The sequence below is a fragment of the Bacillus siamensis genome, assembly GCF_051628075.1.
GTDB classification, from domain to species: Bacteria; Bacillota; Bacilli; order Bacillales; family Bacillaceae; genus Bacillus; species Bacillus siamensis.
In genome coordinates, this window is record NZ_CP155579.1 from 270,176 (window position 1) to 288,050 (window position 17,875).

Annotated in this window: 17 protein-coding genes; 15 read left to right on the forward strand and 2 right to left on the reverse strand. The window is 48.6% G+C overall.

The window, feature by feature from the left end:
- The first annotated feature begins 23 nt into the window (after positions 1-23).
- The 5 genes from ABDB98_RS01505 to ABDB98_RS01525 all read left to right on the forward strand — a co-directional run bounded on the left by ABDB98_RS01505 (position 24) and on the right by ABDB98_RS01525 (position 5,244).
- The gene (locus tag ABDB98_RS01505) at positions 24-803 is read left to right on the forward strand and encodes a glucose 1-dehydrogenase (protein ID WP_438421149.1); all 780 of its coding nucleotides are present in this window, start codon (positions 24-26) and stop codon (positions 801-803) included.
- Between the two features lie 81 nt (positions 804-884).
- Entirely contained in the window at positions 885-2,564 is a 1,680-nt protein-coding gene (locus tag ABDB98_RS01510) for a glycoside hydrolase family 13 protein (protein WP_438421150.1), read from the forward strand.
- A 179-nt stretch (positions 2,565-2,743) separates the two neighbouring features.
- Entirely contained in the window at positions 2,744-3,697 is a 954-nt protein-coding gene (locus ABDB98_RS01515; protein WP_438421151.1) for a metal ABC transporter substrate-binding protein, read from the forward strand.
- Between the two features lie 54 nt (positions 3,698-3,751).
- Positions 3,752-4,447 carry a metal ABC transporter ATP-binding protein gene (locus ABDB98_RS01520; protein WP_438421152.1) on the forward strand — a complete coding sequence of 232 codons (696 nt, stop codon included), beginning with the start codon at positions 3,752-3,754 and terminating at the stop codon, positions 4,445-4,447.
- On the forward strand, positions 4,405-5,244 hold the full coding sequence (locus tag ABDB98_RS01525) for a metal ABC transporter permease (protein ID WP_016936837.1): 840 nt from the start codon (positions 4,405-4,407) through the stop codon (positions 5,242-5,244). The genes ABDB98_RS01520 and ABDB98_RS01525 overlap by 43 nt, the downstream gene beginning before the upstream one ends.
- A gap of 44 nt (positions 5,245-5,288) precedes the next feature.
- Here the strand turns inward: ABDB98_RS01525 and ABDB98_RS01530 are convergent, their stop codons facing one another.
- On the reverse strand, positions 5,289-6,284 hold the full coding sequence (locus ABDB98_RS01530) for an LLM class flavin-dependent oxidoreductase (RefSeq protein ID WP_438421153.1): 996 nt from the start codon (positions 6,282-6,284) through the stop codon (positions 5,289-5,291).
- Positions 6,285-6,559: 275 nt separating this feature from the next.
- Here ABDB98_RS01530 and ABDB98_RS01535 point away from each other — a divergent pair, with 275 nt between their 5' ends.
- The 10 genes from ABDB98_RS01535 to ABDB98_RS01580 all read left to right on the forward strand — a co-directional run bounded on the left by ABDB98_RS01535 (position 6,560) and on the right by ABDB98_RS01580 (position 16,644).
- Entirely contained in the window at positions 6,560-7,156 is a 597-nt protein-coding gene (locus ABDB98_RS01535; protein WP_011996286.1) for a TerD family protein, read from the forward strand.
- A 23-nt stretch (positions 7,157-7,179) separates the two neighbouring features.
- Entirely contained in the window at positions 7,180-7,761 is a 582-nt protein-coding gene (locus tag ABDB98_RS01540; RefSeq protein WP_007409047.1) for a TerD family protein, read from the forward strand.
- Between the two features lie 32 nt (positions 7,762-7,793).
- Positions 7,794-8,372, forward strand: a complete 579-nt coding sequence (locus ABDB98_RS01545) for a TerD family protein (protein ID WP_038456899.1) — start codon at positions 7,794-7,796, stop codon at positions 8,370-8,372.
- A 38-nt stretch (positions 8,373-8,410) separates the two neighbouring features.
- Complete coding sequence (locus ABDB98_RS01550; RefSeq protein WP_003156644.1) at positions 8,411-9,184, forward strand: TerC family protein; 774 nt, start codon at positions 8,411-8,413, stop codon at positions 9,182-9,184.
- Positions 9,185-9,257: 73 nt separating this feature from the next.
- Positions 9,258-10,880 (forward strand): YceG family protein, encoded by a 1,623-nt coding sequence (locus tag ABDB98_RS01555; protein ID WP_438421154.1) that lies wholly within the window; start codon positions 9,258-9,260, stop codon positions 10,878-10,880.
- 6 nt (positions 10,881-10,886) lie between these two features.
- Entirely contained in the window at positions 10,887-11,975 is a 1,089-nt protein-coding gene (locus tag ABDB98_RS01560; protein ID WP_064777966.1) for a toxic anion resistance protein, read from the forward strand.
- 114 nt (positions 11,976-12,089) lie between these two features.
- The gene (locus ABDB98_RS01565) at positions 12,090-13,292 is read left to right on the forward strand and encodes an MFS transporter (protein ID WP_438421155.1); all 1,203 of its coding nucleotides are present in this window, start codon (positions 12,090-12,092) and stop codon (positions 13,290-13,292) included.
- Positions 13,293-13,657: 365 nt separating this feature from the next.
- Positions 13,658-14,914 (forward strand): glycine/proline betaine ABC transporter ATP-binding protein OpuAA, encoded by a 1,257-nt coding sequence (gene opuAA / locus ABDB98_RS01570; RefSeq protein WP_060963659.1) that lies wholly within the window; start codon positions 13,658-13,660, stop codon positions 14,912-14,914.
- Positions 14,915-15,763 (forward strand): glycine/proline betaine ABC transporter permease subunit OpuAB, encoded by an 849-nt coding sequence (gene opuAB / locus ABDB98_RS01575; RefSeq protein ID WP_003156639.1) that lies wholly within the window; start codon positions 14,915-14,917, stop codon positions 15,761-15,763.
- Complete coding sequence (locus ABDB98_RS01580; RefSeq protein WP_099744967.1) at positions 15,763-16,644, forward strand: glycine betaine ABC transporter substrate-binding protein; 882 nt, start codon at positions 15,763-15,765, stop codon at positions 16,642-16,644. Before opuAB ends, ABDB98_RS01580 begins: the two co-directional genes overlap by 1 nt.
- A 34-nt stretch (positions 16,645-16,678) precedes the next feature.
- On the opposite strand, the gene ABDB98_RS01585 is transcribed toward ABDB98_RS01580, so the two are convergent.
- Positions 16,679-17,800, reverse strand: a complete 1,122-nt coding sequence (locus ABDB98_RS01585; protein ID WP_049627850.1) for a M20 peptidase aminoacylase family protein — start codon at positions 17,798-17,800, stop codon at positions 16,679-16,681.
- Positions 17,801-17,875 lie beyond the last annotated feature (75 nt).

Consider the following 17,875-nt stretch of genomic DNA (forward strand, 5'->3'; position numbering starts at 1 on the left):
AACATCAGGGAGGAATTGAGACAATGTATCAGAATTTACAGGGAAAAACAGCGATTGTAACAGGTTCTTCGAAAGGAATCGGAAAAGCCATTGCCGAACGCTTCGGCAAGGAGCGGATGAATGTGGTTGTAAACTACCTCGGTGATGCTGCCGGAGCAGATGAAACGGCGGACATCATTGAGAAAGCGGGAGGCAGAGCCGTCACCGTAAAAGCCGATGTATCCTCAGAGAAAGAGATTCAGGCGCTGTTTGATGCCGCACAGGAGCATTTCGGCGGAGTGGACGTGATGGTCAACAATTCCGGCTTTAACGGTGTCGAAGCGATGCCCCACGAAATGAGTCTGGAGGATTGGCAAAAGGTCATCGACGTCAACGTGACCGGCACCTTTTTGGGGGCGAAAGCGGCCCTTAAACATATGCTCGATCGCGGGAAAAAAGGAACAGTCTTAAACATATCGAGCGTCCATCAGCAAATACCCCGCCCTGAAAACGTGCAGTACTCAGCATCCAAAGGCGGGATCAAAATGATGACGGAAACGATGGCGCTCAATTACGCAGACAAAGGCATCCGGGTCAATGCCATCGCTCCCGGCACGATCGCCACGGAGTCTAATAAGGACCTGGAAGATGAAACACATAAACAGGCCCAGCTGAAAAAAATTCCGATGAACGCCTTCGGAAAACCGGAAGAAGTCGCAGCCGCCGCCGCTTGGATGGTGTCGGAGGAAGCAAGTTACGTGACCGGAACGACACTTTTCGTAGATGGAGGCATGACGCTTTATCCGTCTCAGCTGGAAAGATAAAAGAGGAGGGAAACCTTCTCTTTTTTGTTTAGGTAAGGATTATAAAGGAAATGGTTCTCTAAAAAACAGGAGGACTCCAAGATGGCGAATGACTGGTGGAAAGACGCCGTTGTCTACCAAATCTACCCGCGGAGCTTTCAAGACACGAACGGTGACGGCATAGGCGACTTGCGGGGAATTATCGCGCGTCTCGATTATATAAAAGAGCTTGGCGCCGATGTGATATGGATCTGCCCGATTTACCCGTCGCCAAACGTTGACAACGGCTACGACGTGACAGATCACCAAGCGATTATGGAATCTTACGGAACGATGGAGGATTTTTGCGATCTGCTTACGGAATGCCGCAGCCGTGGATTAAAGCTTGTGATGGACTTCGTCTTAAATCATACATCCACAGAACATCCTTGGTTTAAAGAGGCGGAAATGAATCCCGACAGCAAATACCGCGATTATTATATTTGGCGGCCGGGCACCGCGGACGGCCCGCCGACCGATTGGGTGTCGGCTTACGGACAATCCGTCTGGCAGTACGAAGAACATACGGGCGAATATTATCTGCATATGAACGCCGTCAAACAAGCCGATCTGAATTGGGAAAATCCCGAAATGCGGCAATCCGTGTACGAGATGATGAGATTCTGGCTCGATAAAGGCGTGGACGGCTTGCGTATAGACCAGCTCCATTTTCTGTCCAAAAAAGAATACTTGCCGCCGTATGAAGATTATATCGCTCGCCGGGCCGATCCGAAGCCTTTCCGGCCAAACGGAGCACGGATACATGATTATTTAAAAGAAATGACGAAAGAGGTATTTTCCAAATATGACGTGATGTCGGTTGGCGAGGCCGGATCAGTGACGCCTGAGGAGGGGCTCGTTTATACGGGAACCGATGAGCATGAGCTGAATATGATTTTTCATTTTCAGCATATGGAGCTTGACCAGAAGCCGGGCCAAGAGCATTGGGATGTAAAGCCGCTTGAGCTGGCCGATTTGAAGAAAGTGCTCACAGACTGGCAGAAAACACTTGAACATCAGGGCTGGAATACGCTGTATTGGTGCAATCATGACCAGCCCCGGATCGTATCCCGCTTCGGAGACGAAGGCAAATACCGAAAGGCATCAGCCAAAATGCTTGCCGCCCTGCTTTATTTCATGAAAGGCACGCCATACATTTATCAGGGAGAAGAACTCGGCATGACAAACGCCCCGTTTGACAGAATTGAGGACTATCAGGATATTCAGACCGTCAATATGTATCACAAAAGGGTATTTGAAAAGGGCCGTGACAGAGAAGAAGTCATGGCGTCCATTATGGCAAAAAGCCGTGACCATGCCCGTACACCGATGCAGTGGGACGGCAGCAAGAATGCCGGATTTACAAAGGGAGAACCGTGGCTGAAGGTCAATCCCAATTACAAAACCGTCAATGCGGCCGAGGCTCAGGATGATCCCGATTCTGTATTGAACTTTTACAAAAAACTGATCCGCCTGCGAAAACAGTATGCTGATGTCATAAAAGGCAGCTACACGCTGCTGCTTCCTGATGACCCGCAGCTGTTTGTATATGAAAGACAGGCAAACGGACAAAAGCTCATCTCCATCAGCAACGTATCGAAAGAAGAAGCCGTCTTTTATTGGCCTGATGGCTCCAAACCTGAAAGCGCCGAGCTTCTTCTCAGCAACTATGAAAATGGCGGCGCGGAATCCCGCATCACATTCCGCCCTTATGAAACAAGAGTCTATCTGCTGGCCTGCTAAGAGTTAGACCGCCCCTGTCCTTACCTGACGGGGGCTTTATAGGTAAATCGGATATCAATTTAGAAAAAATATCTTGCAAAACGTAATTACTTCGTTTTATTATGGTAAAGGTAACAAATGAGCGAGAAAGTACGATTTGGAAATCGTCATCATTCTGATTTGGAACAGGGGGAAACGGCTTGTTTAAAAAATGGAGCGGAATCATCGTTATTGCGGCATGCTTTTTAATTGCGGCGGGCTGCGGCAATTCATCTTCAAAAGGTTCGTCAGGTTCTTCGAAAAACGGCAAACTGCACGTCGTGACGACCTTTTATCCTATGTACGAATTCACAAAACAAATTGTAAAAGACAAAGGCGATGTAGACATTCTCATCCCGTCTTCGATCGAACCCCATGATTGGGAGCCGACGCCGAAGGATATCGCCGGCATTCAAAACGCCGATCTTTTCGTATACAACAGCGAATATATGGAGACATGGGTTCCGTCAGCGGAAAAAAGCATGAGCTCTGATCATGCGAAGTTTGTAAAGGCGTCAAAAGGGATTGACCTGCTCAAAGGCTCGGATGAAGAGGAAGAGGAGCATGAACACGGCGGTCATGACCACAGCATGGACCCTCACGTCTGGCTGAGCCCGGTTCTTGCGCAAAAAGAGGTCAAAACCATTACAGAGCAGATCGTAAAACAGGACCCTAAGAATAAGGCATACTATGAGAAAAATAGTAAAGAATATATTGCAAAACTGAAGGATCTTGATAAACTATACCGTACAACATTAAATAAAGCGGCGAAAAAAGAATTGATCACACAGCATGCGGCGTTCAGCTATCTCGCTAAAGAGTACGGCTTGAAACAGGTTGCGATTGCAGGCCTTTCTCCTGAAGAAGAGCCGAGTGCGGCCAAACTGGCAGATCTCAAAACGTTTGCCAAACAGCATGATGTGAAGATCATCTACTTTGAAGAAGTCGCATCGCCTAAAGTTGCAGATACACTTGCCGGTGAAATCGGCGCGAAAACGGAAGTGCTCAATACACTGGAAGGTTTAAGCCAAAAAGAACGGGATAAAGGCATCGGATATATCGACATTATGGAGAAAAACCTCGATGCACTGAAAGATTCGCTATTGGTTAAATAACATAGTGTGCGCCGCAGGGTGCACACTATTTCTATGCGGGAAAGGAAGGTCAGCATGAATCTCGTTACATTAAAAGATATCGTTTTTGGTTATTCGCATACACCGGTGCTTGACGGCGTGTCGCTGGAAATCAAAAGCGGCGAATTCGTCGGCATTACAGGGCCGAACGGCGCGTCAAAATCGACGCTCATCAAAGTCATGCTCGGCATGCTCAGACCTTGGGAAGGAACGGCCGAGATCAGTAAAAAAAACGCAGCCGGAAAACGCCTGACAATCGGCTATGTTCCGCAGCAGATTTCTTCATTTAACGCAGGGTTCCCGAGCACGGTCCTTGAGCTTGTGCAATCCGGCCGTTATACGAAGGGAAAATGGTTTAAACGATTGAACGAAACGGATCACCACGAAGTGGAGAACGCGCTGAAGATGGTAGAAATGTGGGATTTCCGCAACCGGAAAATCGGCGACTTATCCGGCGGACAGAAGCAGAAAATCTGCATTGCGAGAATGCTTGCGAGCAATCCGGATCTGCTGATGCTTGATGAGCCGACAACAGCGGTTGACTATGAAAGCAGACAGGGTTTCTATGAATTTATGCACCATCAGGTGAAAAATCACAACCGCACCGTCGTCATGGTGACACACGAACAAAACGAAGTACAGCAGTACTTGGATAAAGTCATACGGCTTGAGAGGGGGGAAAAAGGCGGATGGAAATGTTTGACTTGGAATTCATGCGACGAGCTTTTCTAGCGGGAAGCATGATCGGAATTATGGCGCCGATATTGGGCGTATATCTCGTGCTGAGAAGACAGGCGCTGATGGCGGATACGCTGTCTCATATTTCATTGTCGGGCGTCGCCATCGGTTTTTTTCTCAGTACCAATATTACGGCGGCGAGCATCGTGGTCGTCACGATCGGGGCCATCGGCATCGAATATATGCGGCGGGCATACCGTACATATTCTGAGGTATCCATCGCAATCTTAATGGCGGCCGGGCTGTCGTTTGCGATGTTTCTGATCAGCCTGTCAAAAGGCGGCGCGTCGATGAGCATCGATCAATATTTATTTGGATCGCTTGTGACGGTCAGCCAGCAGCAAGTCTATATTATCGGCGGAATTACCCTGCTGATCCTGCTTTATTTCATTATTTTAAACAGGCCGCTCTATCTGCTTACCTTTGATGAAGCGACGGCGAAGACATCCGGCATTAACACCAATCTTCTGTCAATGTCTTTCAGCATCGTGACGGGGCTTGCGATTTCGGTCATTATTCCGATTATCGGCGTGCTGCTCGTTTCCGCGCTCCTCGTATTGCCTGCGGCTTTTGCGATCCGTATCGCCAAAGGATTTAAATGGGTGTTTACGGCAGCCATTGCCATTTCTCTGTTCAGTGTGTTCACGGGGCTGACGTCCTCATACCAGCTCGGAACGCCTCCGGGGCCGTCAATCACTTTACTGTTAATCATTCTGCTTCTGCTCGGCTTTACGCTGCAGGGGATTTGGAATGCGTTTAAAAAAGGAAAAGAACGAAAAAACCGCCGTTAAGCGGGGCAGCAGGCTCATCTGCTGCTCCGTTTGACGGCTTTTTTTTACAGAAATACATCAGCGAGACGTTCATATGACTCTTTTTTTGCTTCGAAATCAAAGACGTTGCACAGCATCATCATTTCTTTTGTCTGATAACGTTCGGAAAGTTCAAGCAGACGGCGTTTGACTGCGGCGGGAGAGCCGATCACCATCCGCTTCCTGTTTTCTTCAATCTGCTTACGGTCCTCCGGCGAATACGGGTAAGCCTTCGCTTCTTCCACACTCGGCACGCGGCTGTCGGCACCTTTGCCGACACGAAGCAGCCATAAATCCTGGCTTAACGCGAGTTCTTCCGCTTTCTCATCCGTAGCCGCGCATATGACGAAAATGGCACAGAGCGAGGCGGGAGTGGAGAAATGGGCGGAGGCCCGGAAATGGTCCCGATAGATCTGAAAAGCTTTTTCCCCGCGTTCCGGATTAATGAAATGGCCGAAGACATAGCCCGCACCCTGAAGAGCGGCTCGCCTGGCGCTATTCTCCCCGAGGCCGAGCACCCAAAGCTGCGGGGCTGTTTCAATCAAAGGCGCTGTTTTTATTCCGGCATAAGCATGGTCCGAGGGAACCGAATCTGTCAAAAAGGATGACAAATCCTGAAGCTGCCTGTTGAACTCGGTCATGCTTTTTTTTACCCCGTCTGTGAGGGCAAGCCGGATTTTTGTCGTGCCGCCCGGTGAGCGTCCGACCCCCAGATCAATCCGGTTCGGATGGAGCGCCTCAAGCTGGCGGAATGTTTCCGCGACTTTATAAGGGCTGTACTGCGGCAGCAGAACGCCGCCTGAGCCGACCCGGATAGTCGTTGTGGCTGCGGCGGTATGAGCGATCATAATTTCCGGCGAAACGCTTGCGAGCCCTCTTGTGCCGTGATGCTCGGCAAACCAGTACCGCTTATAGCCCCATCCTTCGCTGAGGCGGGCGAGCTCCGCGGAATGGCGGAGCGTCTCGTGCGGCCCGTTTCCTTTGGATACTGGCGCCTGATCAAGTATGCTTAAATCAATCACTCGTCTGCCCCTTTCCTGACATGTATTGATACAAGGATAGGAAAAATGTTCAGTCCCCGTCAATTTCTTTGTTTTTTCTATTCTCTCCGGAACGAAGGAGAATATAGGAAGTGATTTTTCGCCGATTTTCGTCAAAAATTCTTATGTTTTATGAAACTTTGATATAATAAAAGACGTATATCTTAATAAATACCGGGATTCATGTCCCGAATTTTTGTGAAAATGCGCACTTGCGGCGTGCTTAGCGGCACCCTTACAGAATAGGAGTGAATCATATGGCGATCTCTTTACAAAAAGGCCAGCGGATTGATTTAACAAAAGGAAAAGCCGGCCTGTCAAAACTGCTGGTCGGACTCGGCTGGGACCCTGTATCATCCGGAGGCTTTTTCGGAAAACTGTTCGGCGGAGGCGGTGCCAATATCGACTGTGACGCTTCCGTACTGATGCTTGAAAATGATAAAATGACAGACAGTAAAAACGTCATCTATTTCGGCAATCTGAAAAGCCGATGCGGCGGTGTCGTACACACGGGTGACAACCTGACGGGAGAAGGCGACGGCGATGATGAACAAATTCTCATCGATTTGGCGAAAGTGCCCGCTCAGATTAATAAACTTGTGTTTGTCGTCAATATTTACGACTGCGTCAGACGAAAACAGGACTTCGGCATGATTCAAAACGCGTTCATCCGCGTTGTTGATCAGGCTAACCGCGAAGAACTGGTGACTTACAATTTAAGAGATAACTATTCAGGCAGAACGAGCCTGATCGCGGCTGAAATCTACCGCGAGGACGGCGAGTGGAAATTCGCTGCGATAGGTGAAGGCACAAACGATACGAAAATCGGCGATATCGTTAACCGATACGCCTAAACGAAAAAAAGGAGAGTGCACACATGGCAATTTCATTGGCAAAAGGACAAAAAGTAGATTTGACTAAAACAAATCCGGGGCTGTCTAAAGTCGTTGTCGGCCTTGGTTGGGATACAAACAAATACGACGGCGGACATGATTTTGATTTAGATTCCAGCGTCTTTCTATTAAATGAAGCAGGAAAATGCGCATCGCCCGATGATTTCATTTTCTATAATCAGCTTGAAGGTGGAAATGGCTCTGTCGCACATTCAGGCGACAACCTGACAGGCCAGGGCGAGGGCGATGATGAAAGCGTAAGAGTCAACCTGAGCGCAGTGCCTGCCGCTATTGACAAAATTTCATTCGTCATCACGATTCATGAAGCGGAAGCGCGCGGCCAAAACTTCGGACAAGTTTCCAACGCGTTCGTGCGCATTGTCAATGAAGAAACAAATGAAGAGCTGATCCGCTACGATCTGGCTGAAGATTTCTCAATTGAAACAGCCATTATCGCAGGGGAGCTTTACAGACATAACGGCGAATGGAAATTTTCCGCGATCGGATCAGGCTATCAAGGCGGACTGGCCCGTATTGCGACAGATTACGGTCTGCAAATCGGCTGAACCATATCAAACACAGAAGGGAGAGACGGCACATGGCTATTCAATTAGCGAAAGGACAGCGTGTTGATCTGACAAAAACGAACCCCGGCCTTACAAAAGCGGTGATCGGCTTAGGCTGGGATACGAACAAGTACTCCGGAGGGCATGACTTTGACCTTGACGCGTCGGCTTTTCTGGTCGATGCCCATGACAACTGTGTAAATGATCTTGATTTTGTTTTCTACAATAATCTGGAACACCCGAGCGGCGGCGTCATCCATACGGGAGACAACCGGACGGGCGAGGGTGAGGGAGACGATGAACAAATTATCGTCGACTTCTCAAAAATACCCGCAAATATTGAAAAGATCGGTATTACCGTCACGATTCATGATGCGGAAGCGCGCGGCCAAAATTTCGGACAAGTTTCCAACGCGTTCGTGCGCGTCGTCGATGAAAACACCCAGAATGAACTGCTTCGTTTCGATTTAGGGGAAGACTTCTCGATTGAAACGGCGGTTGTCGTTTGTGAGCTTTACCGCCATGGGGCTGAGTGGAAATTTAACGCCATCGGCAGCGGATTTTCCGGCGGTCTGGCATCACTTTGCCGGAATTACGGCTTGCAGGTGTAAGCAGGAAATTACCGTTTTACTAAATAGGAGGAAAAAACTTGGATTTTCTACATCATATTATGTCGACCTACGCTTCCTTTTTTGATTGGAAAATGTGGGGTGAGGTGCTGACTGACCCTGTATCATGGGGGCTGATCGGTTCTCTGGTTCTGCTGGAGGGGCTGCTGTCGGCCGACAATGCGTTAGTGCTTGCGGTTATGGTAAGGCATCTGCCTGAAAAACAGCGGAAGAAAGCATTAACGTACGGATTGTTCGGGGCATATATTTTCCGTTTTATCTTTATCGGAATCGGAATGCTGCTCATTAAGTTCTGGTGGATCAAAGTGCTTGGCGCGCTGTACCTGGCTTGGCTCGTCATTAAGCATTTCTGGATCGGAGAAGGTGATGACGATACGGAAGGCATGAAGAAAAATTCATGGATGGTCCGTACGTTCGGAATTTTCTGGGCTACTGTCGTTTCAGTTGAGTTAATGGATTTGGCCTTCTCTGTTGACAGCATTCTGGCCGCGTTTGCGGTATCGGAAAAAGTGTGGGTGCTCTTGATCGGCGGTATGCTCGGTATTCTCATGATGCGTACAGTCGCAAAAGTATTCCTTGTTTTAATTGATAAAATCCCTGAGCTTGAAAATACGGCTTTTGTGCTGATCGGGATTATCGCCGTGAAAATGGCGGCGAGCGCCTTTGATTATGAAATGCCGCACGTGGTGTTCTTCGGAATCATCATCGCTGCATTTGTGGTGACGTTTATCATCCACTATTTCAACAAACAAAAGCAGGTTCAGGAGCAGACGGCTGCATCTAAAGAAGAATAAAACCAAAAAAGGAGGGAGAGTTCATTTCCTTCCTTTTTTGTACCGATTATCATGAAGAGAAAGGAGGAAGATCATGAGGCAGGAAGAATTGGTGATCCGAAAAGCCGAGCCGGAAAACGATGACTGGGAAACGTTTCTGATGCAGCCGCTTCCGGAACGCCCCGGTTACGAGCGGGAAAGCGGGCTGGCGTTTACCCGTCTAGCCGTCCGGATTCTGGGCACTCCTTATGATGAGACGGAGTACTACAATAAGCTTTTCGAGCTGTCTTCTCATGAAAACATTCATGTGTTGAGCGAGACACTGGATAAGACCATCGCGCCGGAAACGTTTCAGGCGCTGCAGCACATTCATTCGGTCAATCAAAAGGAAAAAGGCCTTTCTGTTTCCAGATTTGTCGCGTTTCTCGACGGGGGCAGGCTGCTTGCCAAACATGCCGATCCGCTTATGCACCGCCGGCTGAGAACCGCGTTTATGACGCTTTTGGAAACCTTTGCAGGCCGGCATGAAAACGGGCTGAATCATCCCGACTTCAGACGGGTGCTCTTAGATGTGTCAAAGTTCTCGCTGAACCACCTGAATCCATGGCTCGAACAAGCCGATATAGAGCGTGAGATGCCGAAGGTGGTGTGGTATGGAGACGCGACCAAAAGCCAGCTTTATTTTCTCTATTATCTCATGCTGATCGGCTGTGATGTCTTATTGTTTCATCCGTCAGCGGAAGATCCGTTCAGCATGATTGATCCGGATGAGGAGCTCAGCTTTGTGATAAAGCTTCCCGCAACAGGCGGCCTTAAGCCTTTTCCGAAAGAAAAGCCGGACAGAACGTCCACGACGGCCTACCGGTCAACGAAAGAAATTGAGCATGTGCTGAACCATGAGGAATCCATGATGTATAAGCCTTGGCAGTTCAGGGAGCACACCCCGCAGTCCGTGACCTTAAAAACGACGTATGATGAGTTATTTCTCATTGCGAAGGAGCGGGCGTTTATCCGGCCGCAATTTAAAGCGGACAGGGAGCGGGTGGCCGTTCCGAACCTTTTTGCGAAAGTGATGGGGGTTTCCAAAGATACGAAGGAATATTGGAACAGACTCCATACCGCCGCGGACTATCAGGAGACACACATGATCCGCAGTTTTCCGTTTACGGAAGAGCTGAAAGCCAACTACCAGTATCACTACAGTCAGGTTTTAAACGAAGAAGGAGCGATTGACGCGGACAGGCTGCAAAGAAGCAACATCTGGCAGTACAAGCATCTCCCGTCAGGCGTGCAGAGCGCGATCGCCAATGTGATTTCAGACATGTGCAGAAACCCAGGGCTGAAGGCTTTGCCCGGGGAGCAGGCAAGGGATGCCGCAATTTATTTGTTCCGCCAGGCGACGAACCTGCCCGCCTCGCTGCTGCAATTGATTCAGACGTTTGATTACGCCCAAACCGTTCCGAAACTTGTTTTATATCATACCGAACAAAATGGCGAACTCACACGTTCGGACGCAGCCGCTCTTTTGTTTTTAAATAAATTCGGGGTTGATATCATCTTGTATAATCCGCCGGGGCATCAAGACATCGAGCATTATATAGAAGAAAGCCAATTCGATGTCCATTGGCTGGAGGACATGGTGTTTCGGCAGGAATATAAAGAGCCGTCACTCGTAAGAAAGCTGTTTAGAACCATTACGCAAAAGCAGGGAGAGTAAATAAACATGACAGAAAATCAAAATCCGCTTGTTCTTGATAAAAATGAAGAGATTTCTGAACAAAAAGCAGATGACATCAGAGTGCAGCTGCGCCAAGACCCTGAGGTGCAGCGCATTGCGCAGCAGATTGACGTGAAAAACCAAATGGAGCTGCTGGAGTACGGAAAAGAACCGGCAGTTGAGATCTCGAAGTTTTCCGACCGCATCTTAAATATGATGAAAACAACAAGTGTCACAGATTCAGGCACAATGCTGACGCAGCTCGGAAAAATCATGGACCGTTTTGACAAGAATGATTTCGATGAACCAAAAGGATTCCTCGCTAAAATGTTCAAGCGCGGCAACAGTATGATTGAAAAGATTTTTCAGAAGTACCGCACCCTGGGCGGAGAAATTGAAAAAATCCATGTTGAAATTTCGAAATACAAAGATGAAATGGCAAAGACGAACCATACACTTGAAGAGATGTACGAAAACAACATTAACTACTATATGGAGCTTGAAAAATATGTCGTTGCCGGGCAGATGAAGCTTGAGGAAATGCAGGCGCTCATCCCTTCTTATGAAGAAAAAGCGGCCGGCGGGAACCAGCTTGCGCAAATGCAGCTCGATACGCTGCGCGACGGGCTTCAAGCGCTTGAGGAACGTGTGTATGATTTAGATATGGCTCGGATGGTGGCGCTGCAAACGGCACCGCAGATCCGCCTCCTTCAGCGCGGGAACACGAAGCTCATCGGGAAAATCAATTCCGCATTCGTCATTACGATTCCGATTTTCAAAAACGGCATCATTCAGGCTGTCACCGTCAAACGCCAAAAGCTTGTGGCTGATTCAATGAGCGAACTGGACCGCCGCACGAATGAAATGCTGAAGCGCAACGCTGAAAATATTTCAAACCAAAGCGTGGAGATCGCCCGTATGGCAGGCCGTCCGAGCATTGACATTGAGACGATCGAAACGTCTTGGAATACGATTGTCAGCGGTATGCAGGAAACAAAACAGATCGAGGAAGAGAACAGACGTATCAGAGAAGACGGAGCGAAACGGATTCAACAGCTTCAGGATAATATTAAAAACGCAGTCTTAAAGAATTAATTCACACCCCGCTTGCTTACGGCAAGCGGGATTTTTTTGTGAAAAAGATAATGACAATGTGTAAAGACAGATGTAAACTTATACGGTAATCATTTTCGATTTGAGGTGCTGCTTATGAACAAACAACCTGCCGTTACTCCGCGCAAACTTCTGGCCATCGCCGGAATGGGCTGGCTGTTTGATGCAATGGATGTCGGAATTTTATCGTTTATTATCGCCGCGCTTCACGCTGATTGGAATTTAACGCCTGATCAAATGAAATGGATCGGAAGCGTCAATTCCATCGGTATGGCAGCGGGCGCCTTTGTATTCGGAATGCTGGCTGACAGGATCGGACGGAAAAAAGTGTTTATGATCACGCTGTTGCTCTTTTCTGTCGGAAGCGGCATATCCGCTTTCGCAACGGGATTGACAGTTTTTCTCATATTGCGTTTTCTGATCGGAATGGGGCTTGGCGGGGAGCTGCCTGTCGCCTCGACGCTCGTGTCAGAAGCGTCCGCCCCTGAAAAGCGGGGGAGGATCATCGTGCTGCTTGAGAGCTTTTGGGCGGCGGGCTGGCTTCTTGCGGCGGTTATTTCTTACTTTGTCATACCGGCATTCGGGTGGCAGGCCGCGCTGCTCTTAACGGCGCTGGCGGCGTTTTATGCGCTGTATTTGCGGAGAAGCCTTCCGGAATCACCGGCGCATCAGGCTTTATCGCAGAAAAAAAGTATACGCGGCCAGGCGGGAAGTGTCTGGGTGAAACCGTATATCCGGCCGACGGTTCTGCTGTCTGTCGTTTGGTTCTGCGTCGTCTTTTCCTATTACGGCATGTTTTTGTGGCTGCCGAGCGTGATGCTGATGAAAGGCTTCAGCATGATTGAGAGCTTTGAATACGTGCTGCTGATGACACTTGCCCAGCTTCCCGGATATTTTTCAGCGGCGTGGCTGATCGAAAAAGCGGGGCGGAAGACCATCTTAGTCATCTATTTGCTCGGAACGGCGGGCAGCGCTTATTTCTTCGGTGCCGCAGATTCATTGGGTATGTTATTGGCGGCCGGCATGCTGCTGTCCTTCTTCAATCTCGGCGCGTGGGGCGTGCTTTACGCCTATACACCGGAGCAGTATCCTGCGGCGATCCGTGCGACCGGCTCCGGGACAACGGCGGCCGTCGGCAGAATCGGCGGTATTTTCGGCCCGCTTCTCGTCGGATCGCTTGCAGCCCGGAACGTTTCGTTTACAGCTATTTTTGCCGTCTTTTGTGCGGCCATTCTGATTGCCGTCATCACCATTCTTATTCTCGGTAAAGAAACGAAACAGACAGAGCTTGCGCAATGAGCACCCTTTAGGGGTGCTTTTTTTTGGGACCTATATTTTTCCTTAATATTCCTTATTTTTAGGAGGAGGAAACTCCTTTAACTAGGACAATGTCGCAAAGAAATTCTTTTAATTGTAAAAAAAGGATAGGAAATCAGTTTGCAGCAGATTCGATGGAAACGTTCCCAAGCCTGATAAAAGCCCGGTTTCCTTTGTGATTTATCCTCATTAAGGAGGATTAGAGAGTATTTAGAAGCATACCAGAGGAAAATCAAACACATGGATGTTTTTAAAGTAATGATACAAAATAACAGGGATTATGATGTTTGTTTGACTTATTACAAACGTGTTACGGTATTAAGGATTGCTTATTATGGAGGGAAAATATGAATTCGGATGAGAAACCAATTAAGATAAAAGTCGAAAATGTATCCAAAGTTTTCGGAAAACAGACAAAAAAAGCCATTCAGATGCTGTCCAGCGGAAAAAACAAAAAAGAGATCCTGAAAGCTACCGGATCAACCGTTGGTGTCAATCAAGCAAACTTTGATGTTTATGATGGGGAGATATTTGTCATCATGGGTCTATCGGGGAGCGGTAAATCAACTTTAGTGCGGCTGTTAAACCGGCTTATTGAACCGACTGCCGGGAATATCTATATTGATGGTGACATGATAACAAATATGTCAAAAGACCAGCTCCGGGAAGTGCGCCGGAAAAAAATCAGCATGGTCTTTCAAAAATTTGCGCTGTTTCCGCACAGAACGATTCTTGAAAATACGGAATACGGTTTGGAGCTCCAAGGCGTTGACAAAAAAGAGCGTGAGCAAAAAGCGCTTGATTCGCTTAAGCTTGTCGGTCTTGAAGGCTTTGAACACCAATTCCCCGATCAGCTCAGCGGAGGAATGCAGCAGCGTGTCGGCCTTGCCCGCGCATTAACGAATGATCCTGACATTCTTCTGATGGATGAAGCTTTCAGTGCGCTTGATCCGCTGATCCGTAAAGATATGCAGGATGAGCTTTTAGACCTTCATGACTCTGTCGGCAAAACGATCATCTTTATCACGCATGACCTTGATGAAGCATTGCGCATCGGCGACAGAATCGTGCTGATGAAAGACGGTAACATCGTTCAGATCGGGACACCTGAAGAAATTCTGATGAGCCCGTCCAATGAATACGTTGAAAAATTCGTTGAAGATGTTGATTTATCAAAAGTTCTGACAGCGGGCCATATCATGAAGCGCGCTGAAACTGTGCGGATTGACAAAGGGCCTCGTGTAGCGCTGCAGCTGATGAAGAACTTGGGTATTTCTTCTATTTACGCCGTTGATAAACAGAAACAGCTTCTCGGCGTCATTCACGCGGCGGATGCGAAAAAAGCGGTGGAATCCGACTTATCGCTTCAGGATATTTTAAATACTGAATTTACGACTGTGCACGAAAGCACCTACTTGACGGAAATTTTCGATGTCGTGTCTGATGCGAATATTCCGATTGCCGTCACGGACGATAAGAACCGCATGAAAGGCATTGTCGTAAAAGGCGCATTAATCGGCGCGCTTTCAGGCAATAACGATTATATAAATGTTGAAGATTCTGCTGAACAAGCTCAGGATTCTTCTGTTCAGGGGGTGAAGTAAATGGACAGATTGCCTAGAATTCCGTTAGCAGATATCGTTGACCGGTTTGTTGACTGGCTTACCATGACGTTCGGAGGTTTCTTTGACGGAATCTCAAACGGTTTGGCCGCTTTCGTAAACGCGATTGTGAGCGGATTGGGTTTCATCCCGTCTATTTTATTGACTGTTATTTTTGCAGCTCTCGCTTGGTGGATCAGTACGAGAGGAATTGCACTCTTTACGTTAATCGGATTCCTTGTTATTGATTATTTGGGTTATTGGTCGCCGATGCTGCAAACGCTGGCGCTTGTCGTCACATCTGTTTTGATTTCCATTATTATCGGGGTTCCGATCGGCATATGGGCGTCTCAGAAAGAAACGGTCCGCCGCATTGTCACACCGATTCTGGATTTAATGCAGACCATGCCGGCTTTCGTATACCTGCTGCCTGCCATTTTCTTCTTTAATATCGGGGTTGTGCCAGGCGTTGTGGCATCTGTTATTTTCGCGATGCCTCCGACGATCCGCATGACGGTTCTCGGTATTAAACAAGTTCCGGCTGATCTGATTGAAGCCACTGAAGCGTTCGGTTCAACGACGTCTCAGCGTCTGTTCAAGGTTCAGCTTCCGCTTGCCACAAAAACCATTCTTGCCGGTATTAACCAAAGCATCATGCTTGCTTTGTCAATGGTCGTTATCGCGGCCATGGTCGGAGCGCCGGGTCTCGGTTCTGAAGTATACAGCGCCGTGACACAATTGAAAACCGGTGTCGGAGTGGAAGCGGGTATCGCGATCGTCATCGTAGCGATTACACTCGACCGTATCACGCAGAACATTAAAGTGAAGAAAAAGAGCAGGGGGAATGCCTGATGCTTAAGAAAATCATCGGTGTCGGCGTTACCGCTGCGCTGGCTCTTTCTTTGGCTGCCTGCGGTTCGCAGACTGATGGTCAGGCAACGGCTGCGGATCAGGTGAACAAAACCATTATCGGTATTGATCCGGGCTCGGGAATCATGGCCCTGACGGATGAGGCCGTGAAGGATTACGGATTGAAAGACTGGAATGTCGTCACAGCATCAAGTGCCGCCATGACGGCGACATTAAAAAAATCATATGACCGGAAAAAGCCGATCATCGTAACGGGCTGGACGCCGCACTGGATGTTCTCCAGATATAAGCTGAAGTTCCTTGATGATCCGAAAAAAACGTACGGAACTGCCGAGCAGATTCATACGATTACAAGAACCGGCTTCAGTAAGGAACAGCCTAACGCGGCCAAGGTTCTCAGCCAGTTCAACTGGACGCAGGACGATATGGGAGAAGTCATGATTGCCGTTGAAGAAGGCGAAAAGCCGGCCAAAGCCGCTGCTGAATATGTGAAAAAACATAAAGATCAAGTAGCTCAATGGACAAAAGGCGCTCATAAAGTAAAAGGTGATAAAATCAACCTGGCTTATGTGGCGTGGGACAGTGAAATCGCAAGTACGAACGTGATCGGAAAAGTATTTCAAGACCTCGGCTATGACGTGAAGCTGACGCAAGTGGAGGCAGGCCCGATGTGGACTGCGATTGCGACAGGCAGCGCGGATGCGTCACTGTCTGCTTGGCTTCCGAACACTCATAAAGCATATGCGTCTAAATATAAAGGCAAATATGAAGATGTGGGAACGAGCCTGACAGGCGTCAAGATGGGTCTGGTCGTTCCTCAGTATATGAAAAACGTCAATTCAATTGAAGATTTGAAGAAATAACGAAGAAAAGCAGCCCTGTGACGGGCTGCTTTTTTTATGCTTCAAACGATGCGAGGACGGCGGCTGTTAATATCTCAACACCTGTAAAGATGGCGCTTCGGTCAAATGTCATATGAGGATGGTGGAGCCCCGGCTGAAGTCCGCATCCAAGGCCGAGCATCGTCGTTTTCAAGTTCGGCACCTTCAGTCCGTAGAAATGAAAATCCTCTCCTCCGGTTGTCACGAGAGGCTCATCCACATGTTCTTCTCCGAGAATGCCGCTTATTGCAGACGCCATGATGGCTTCCGCTTCTTTGTTTCGCTCGGCTGCCGGGAGGCTGTGTTCTTTTTGCAGTTCGATCTTTGCGCCGAATGCGGCAGCTGCCGCCTCGCAGGCTCTTTCGGTTTCGGCGGTTAATTTCTCCATGGCGGCATTGGTTTGCGCGCGGAGATCAAGGCTGAAGGAGGCTTTTCCCGGAATGATATTGGAACTCTCTCCGCCTGCCTGAAGCTTTGTCATCTTCACCGAATGCGGAATGCCGGGATCGAGATGAATGAAGCTGAGTTTCTGCACGAGAAGGGCGGCGATTTCAATACTGTTAAGCCCGAGATGCGGTCTCGCGCCGTGGGCTTCTTCTCCGATAATCAGGCCTTCAATATGCTGGCTTGAGCCATGCAGAATGGAGGGGGCGCATCGGCCGTTTGCCGTTTCCTGTACGGGGCGTACGTGCACGCCGTATAAGTAGTCAACATCATCAAGCACGCCTTTTTCAATCATTTTCAGCGCCCCGCCGCCTTTTTCTTCTGCCGGCTGAAAAATAAAGCGGATGGTTCCCTTCGGAAGCTTCGGCTGACTCTTTAAAAGCATCATCGTGCCGAGCGCCATCGTCATATGTGAATCATGTCCGCATGAATGGTTGGCCTGAAAAACACCGTCCACTTCCTGCCACAGCGCGTCAATATCCGCCCGGACAGCCACAACGGGGGAGCCTTCTCCGATTTCGCCGACAACTCCGGTACAATCATCAAACGTGCGGGTCCGGCAGCCGGCCGCTTTCAGTTTTTCAGCCAGATATTCAGTCGTTTGATATTCTTTCCAGCTTACTTCGGGATGGGCGTGCAGGTGGTTAAAAATATCCATAATGACTTGTTTGTCATGCTCTGTGAGTCTGTTCATGCCGTAAGTCCTCCTTCAAAAGCTGTCTGTTTTTTATTTTTGATATTGAAAACAGGCAATCGGTCTGTATATAAT

Excerpts from the sequence above, each read along its gene's own strand:
- ABDB98_RS01505 (WP_438421149.1), top strand. The coding sequence starts at position 24 with ATGTATCAGAATTTACAGGGAAAAACAGCGATTGTAACAGGTTCTTCG.
- ABDB98_RS01510 (WP_438421150.1), top strand. The coding sequence starts at position 885 with ATGGCGAATGACTGGTGGAAAGACGCCGTTGTCTACCAAATCTACCCG.
- ABDB98_RS01520 (WP_438421152.1), top strand. The coding sequence starts at position 3,752 with ATGAATCTCGTTACATTAAAAGATATCGTTTTTGGTTATTCGCATACA.
- ABDB98_RS01525 (WP_016936837.1), top strand. The coding sequence starts at position 4,405 with ATGGAAATGTTTGACTTGGAATTCATGCGACGAGCTTTTCTAGCGGGA.
- ABDB98_RS01535 (WP_011996286.1), top strand. The coding sequence starts at position 6,560 with ATGGCGATCTCTTTACAAAAAGGCCAGCGGATTGATTTAACAAAAGGA.
- ABDB98_RS01540 (WP_007409047.1), top strand. The coding sequence starts at position 7,180 with ATGGCAATTTCATTGGCAAAAGGACAAAAAGTAGATTTGACTAAAACA.
- ABDB98_RS01545 (WP_038456899.1), top strand. The coding sequence starts at position 7,794 with ATGGCTATTCAATTAGCGAAAGGACAGCGTGTTGATCTGACAAAAACG.
- ABDB98_RS01555 (WP_438421154.1), top strand. The coding sequence starts at position 9,258 with ATGAGGCAGGAAGAATTGGTGATCCGAAAAGCCGAGCCGGAAAACGAT.
- ABDB98_RS01560 (WP_064777966.1), top strand. The coding sequence starts at position 10,887 with ATGACAGAAAATCAAAATCCGCTTGTTCTTGATAAAAATGAAGAGATT.
- ABDB98_RS01565 (WP_438421155.1), top strand. The coding sequence starts at position 12,090 with ATGAACAAACAACCTGCCGTTACTCCGCGCAAACTTCTGGCCATCGCC.
- opuAA (WP_060963659.1), top strand. The coding sequence starts at position 13,658 with ATGAATTCGGATGAGAAACCAATTAAGATAAAAGTCGAAAATGTATCC.
- opuAB (WP_003156639.1), top strand. The coding sequence starts at position 14,915 with ATGGACAGATTGCCTAGAATTCCGTTAGCAGATATCGTTGACCGGTTT.
- ABDB98_RS01580 (WP_099744967.1), top strand. The coding sequence starts at position 15,763 with ATGCTTAAGAAAATCATCGGTGTCGGCGTTACCGCTGCGCTGGCTCTT.
- ABDB98_RS01585 (WP_049627850.1), bottom strand. The coding sequence starts at position 17,800 with ATGAACAGACTCACAGAGCATGACAAACAAGTCATTATGGATATTTTT.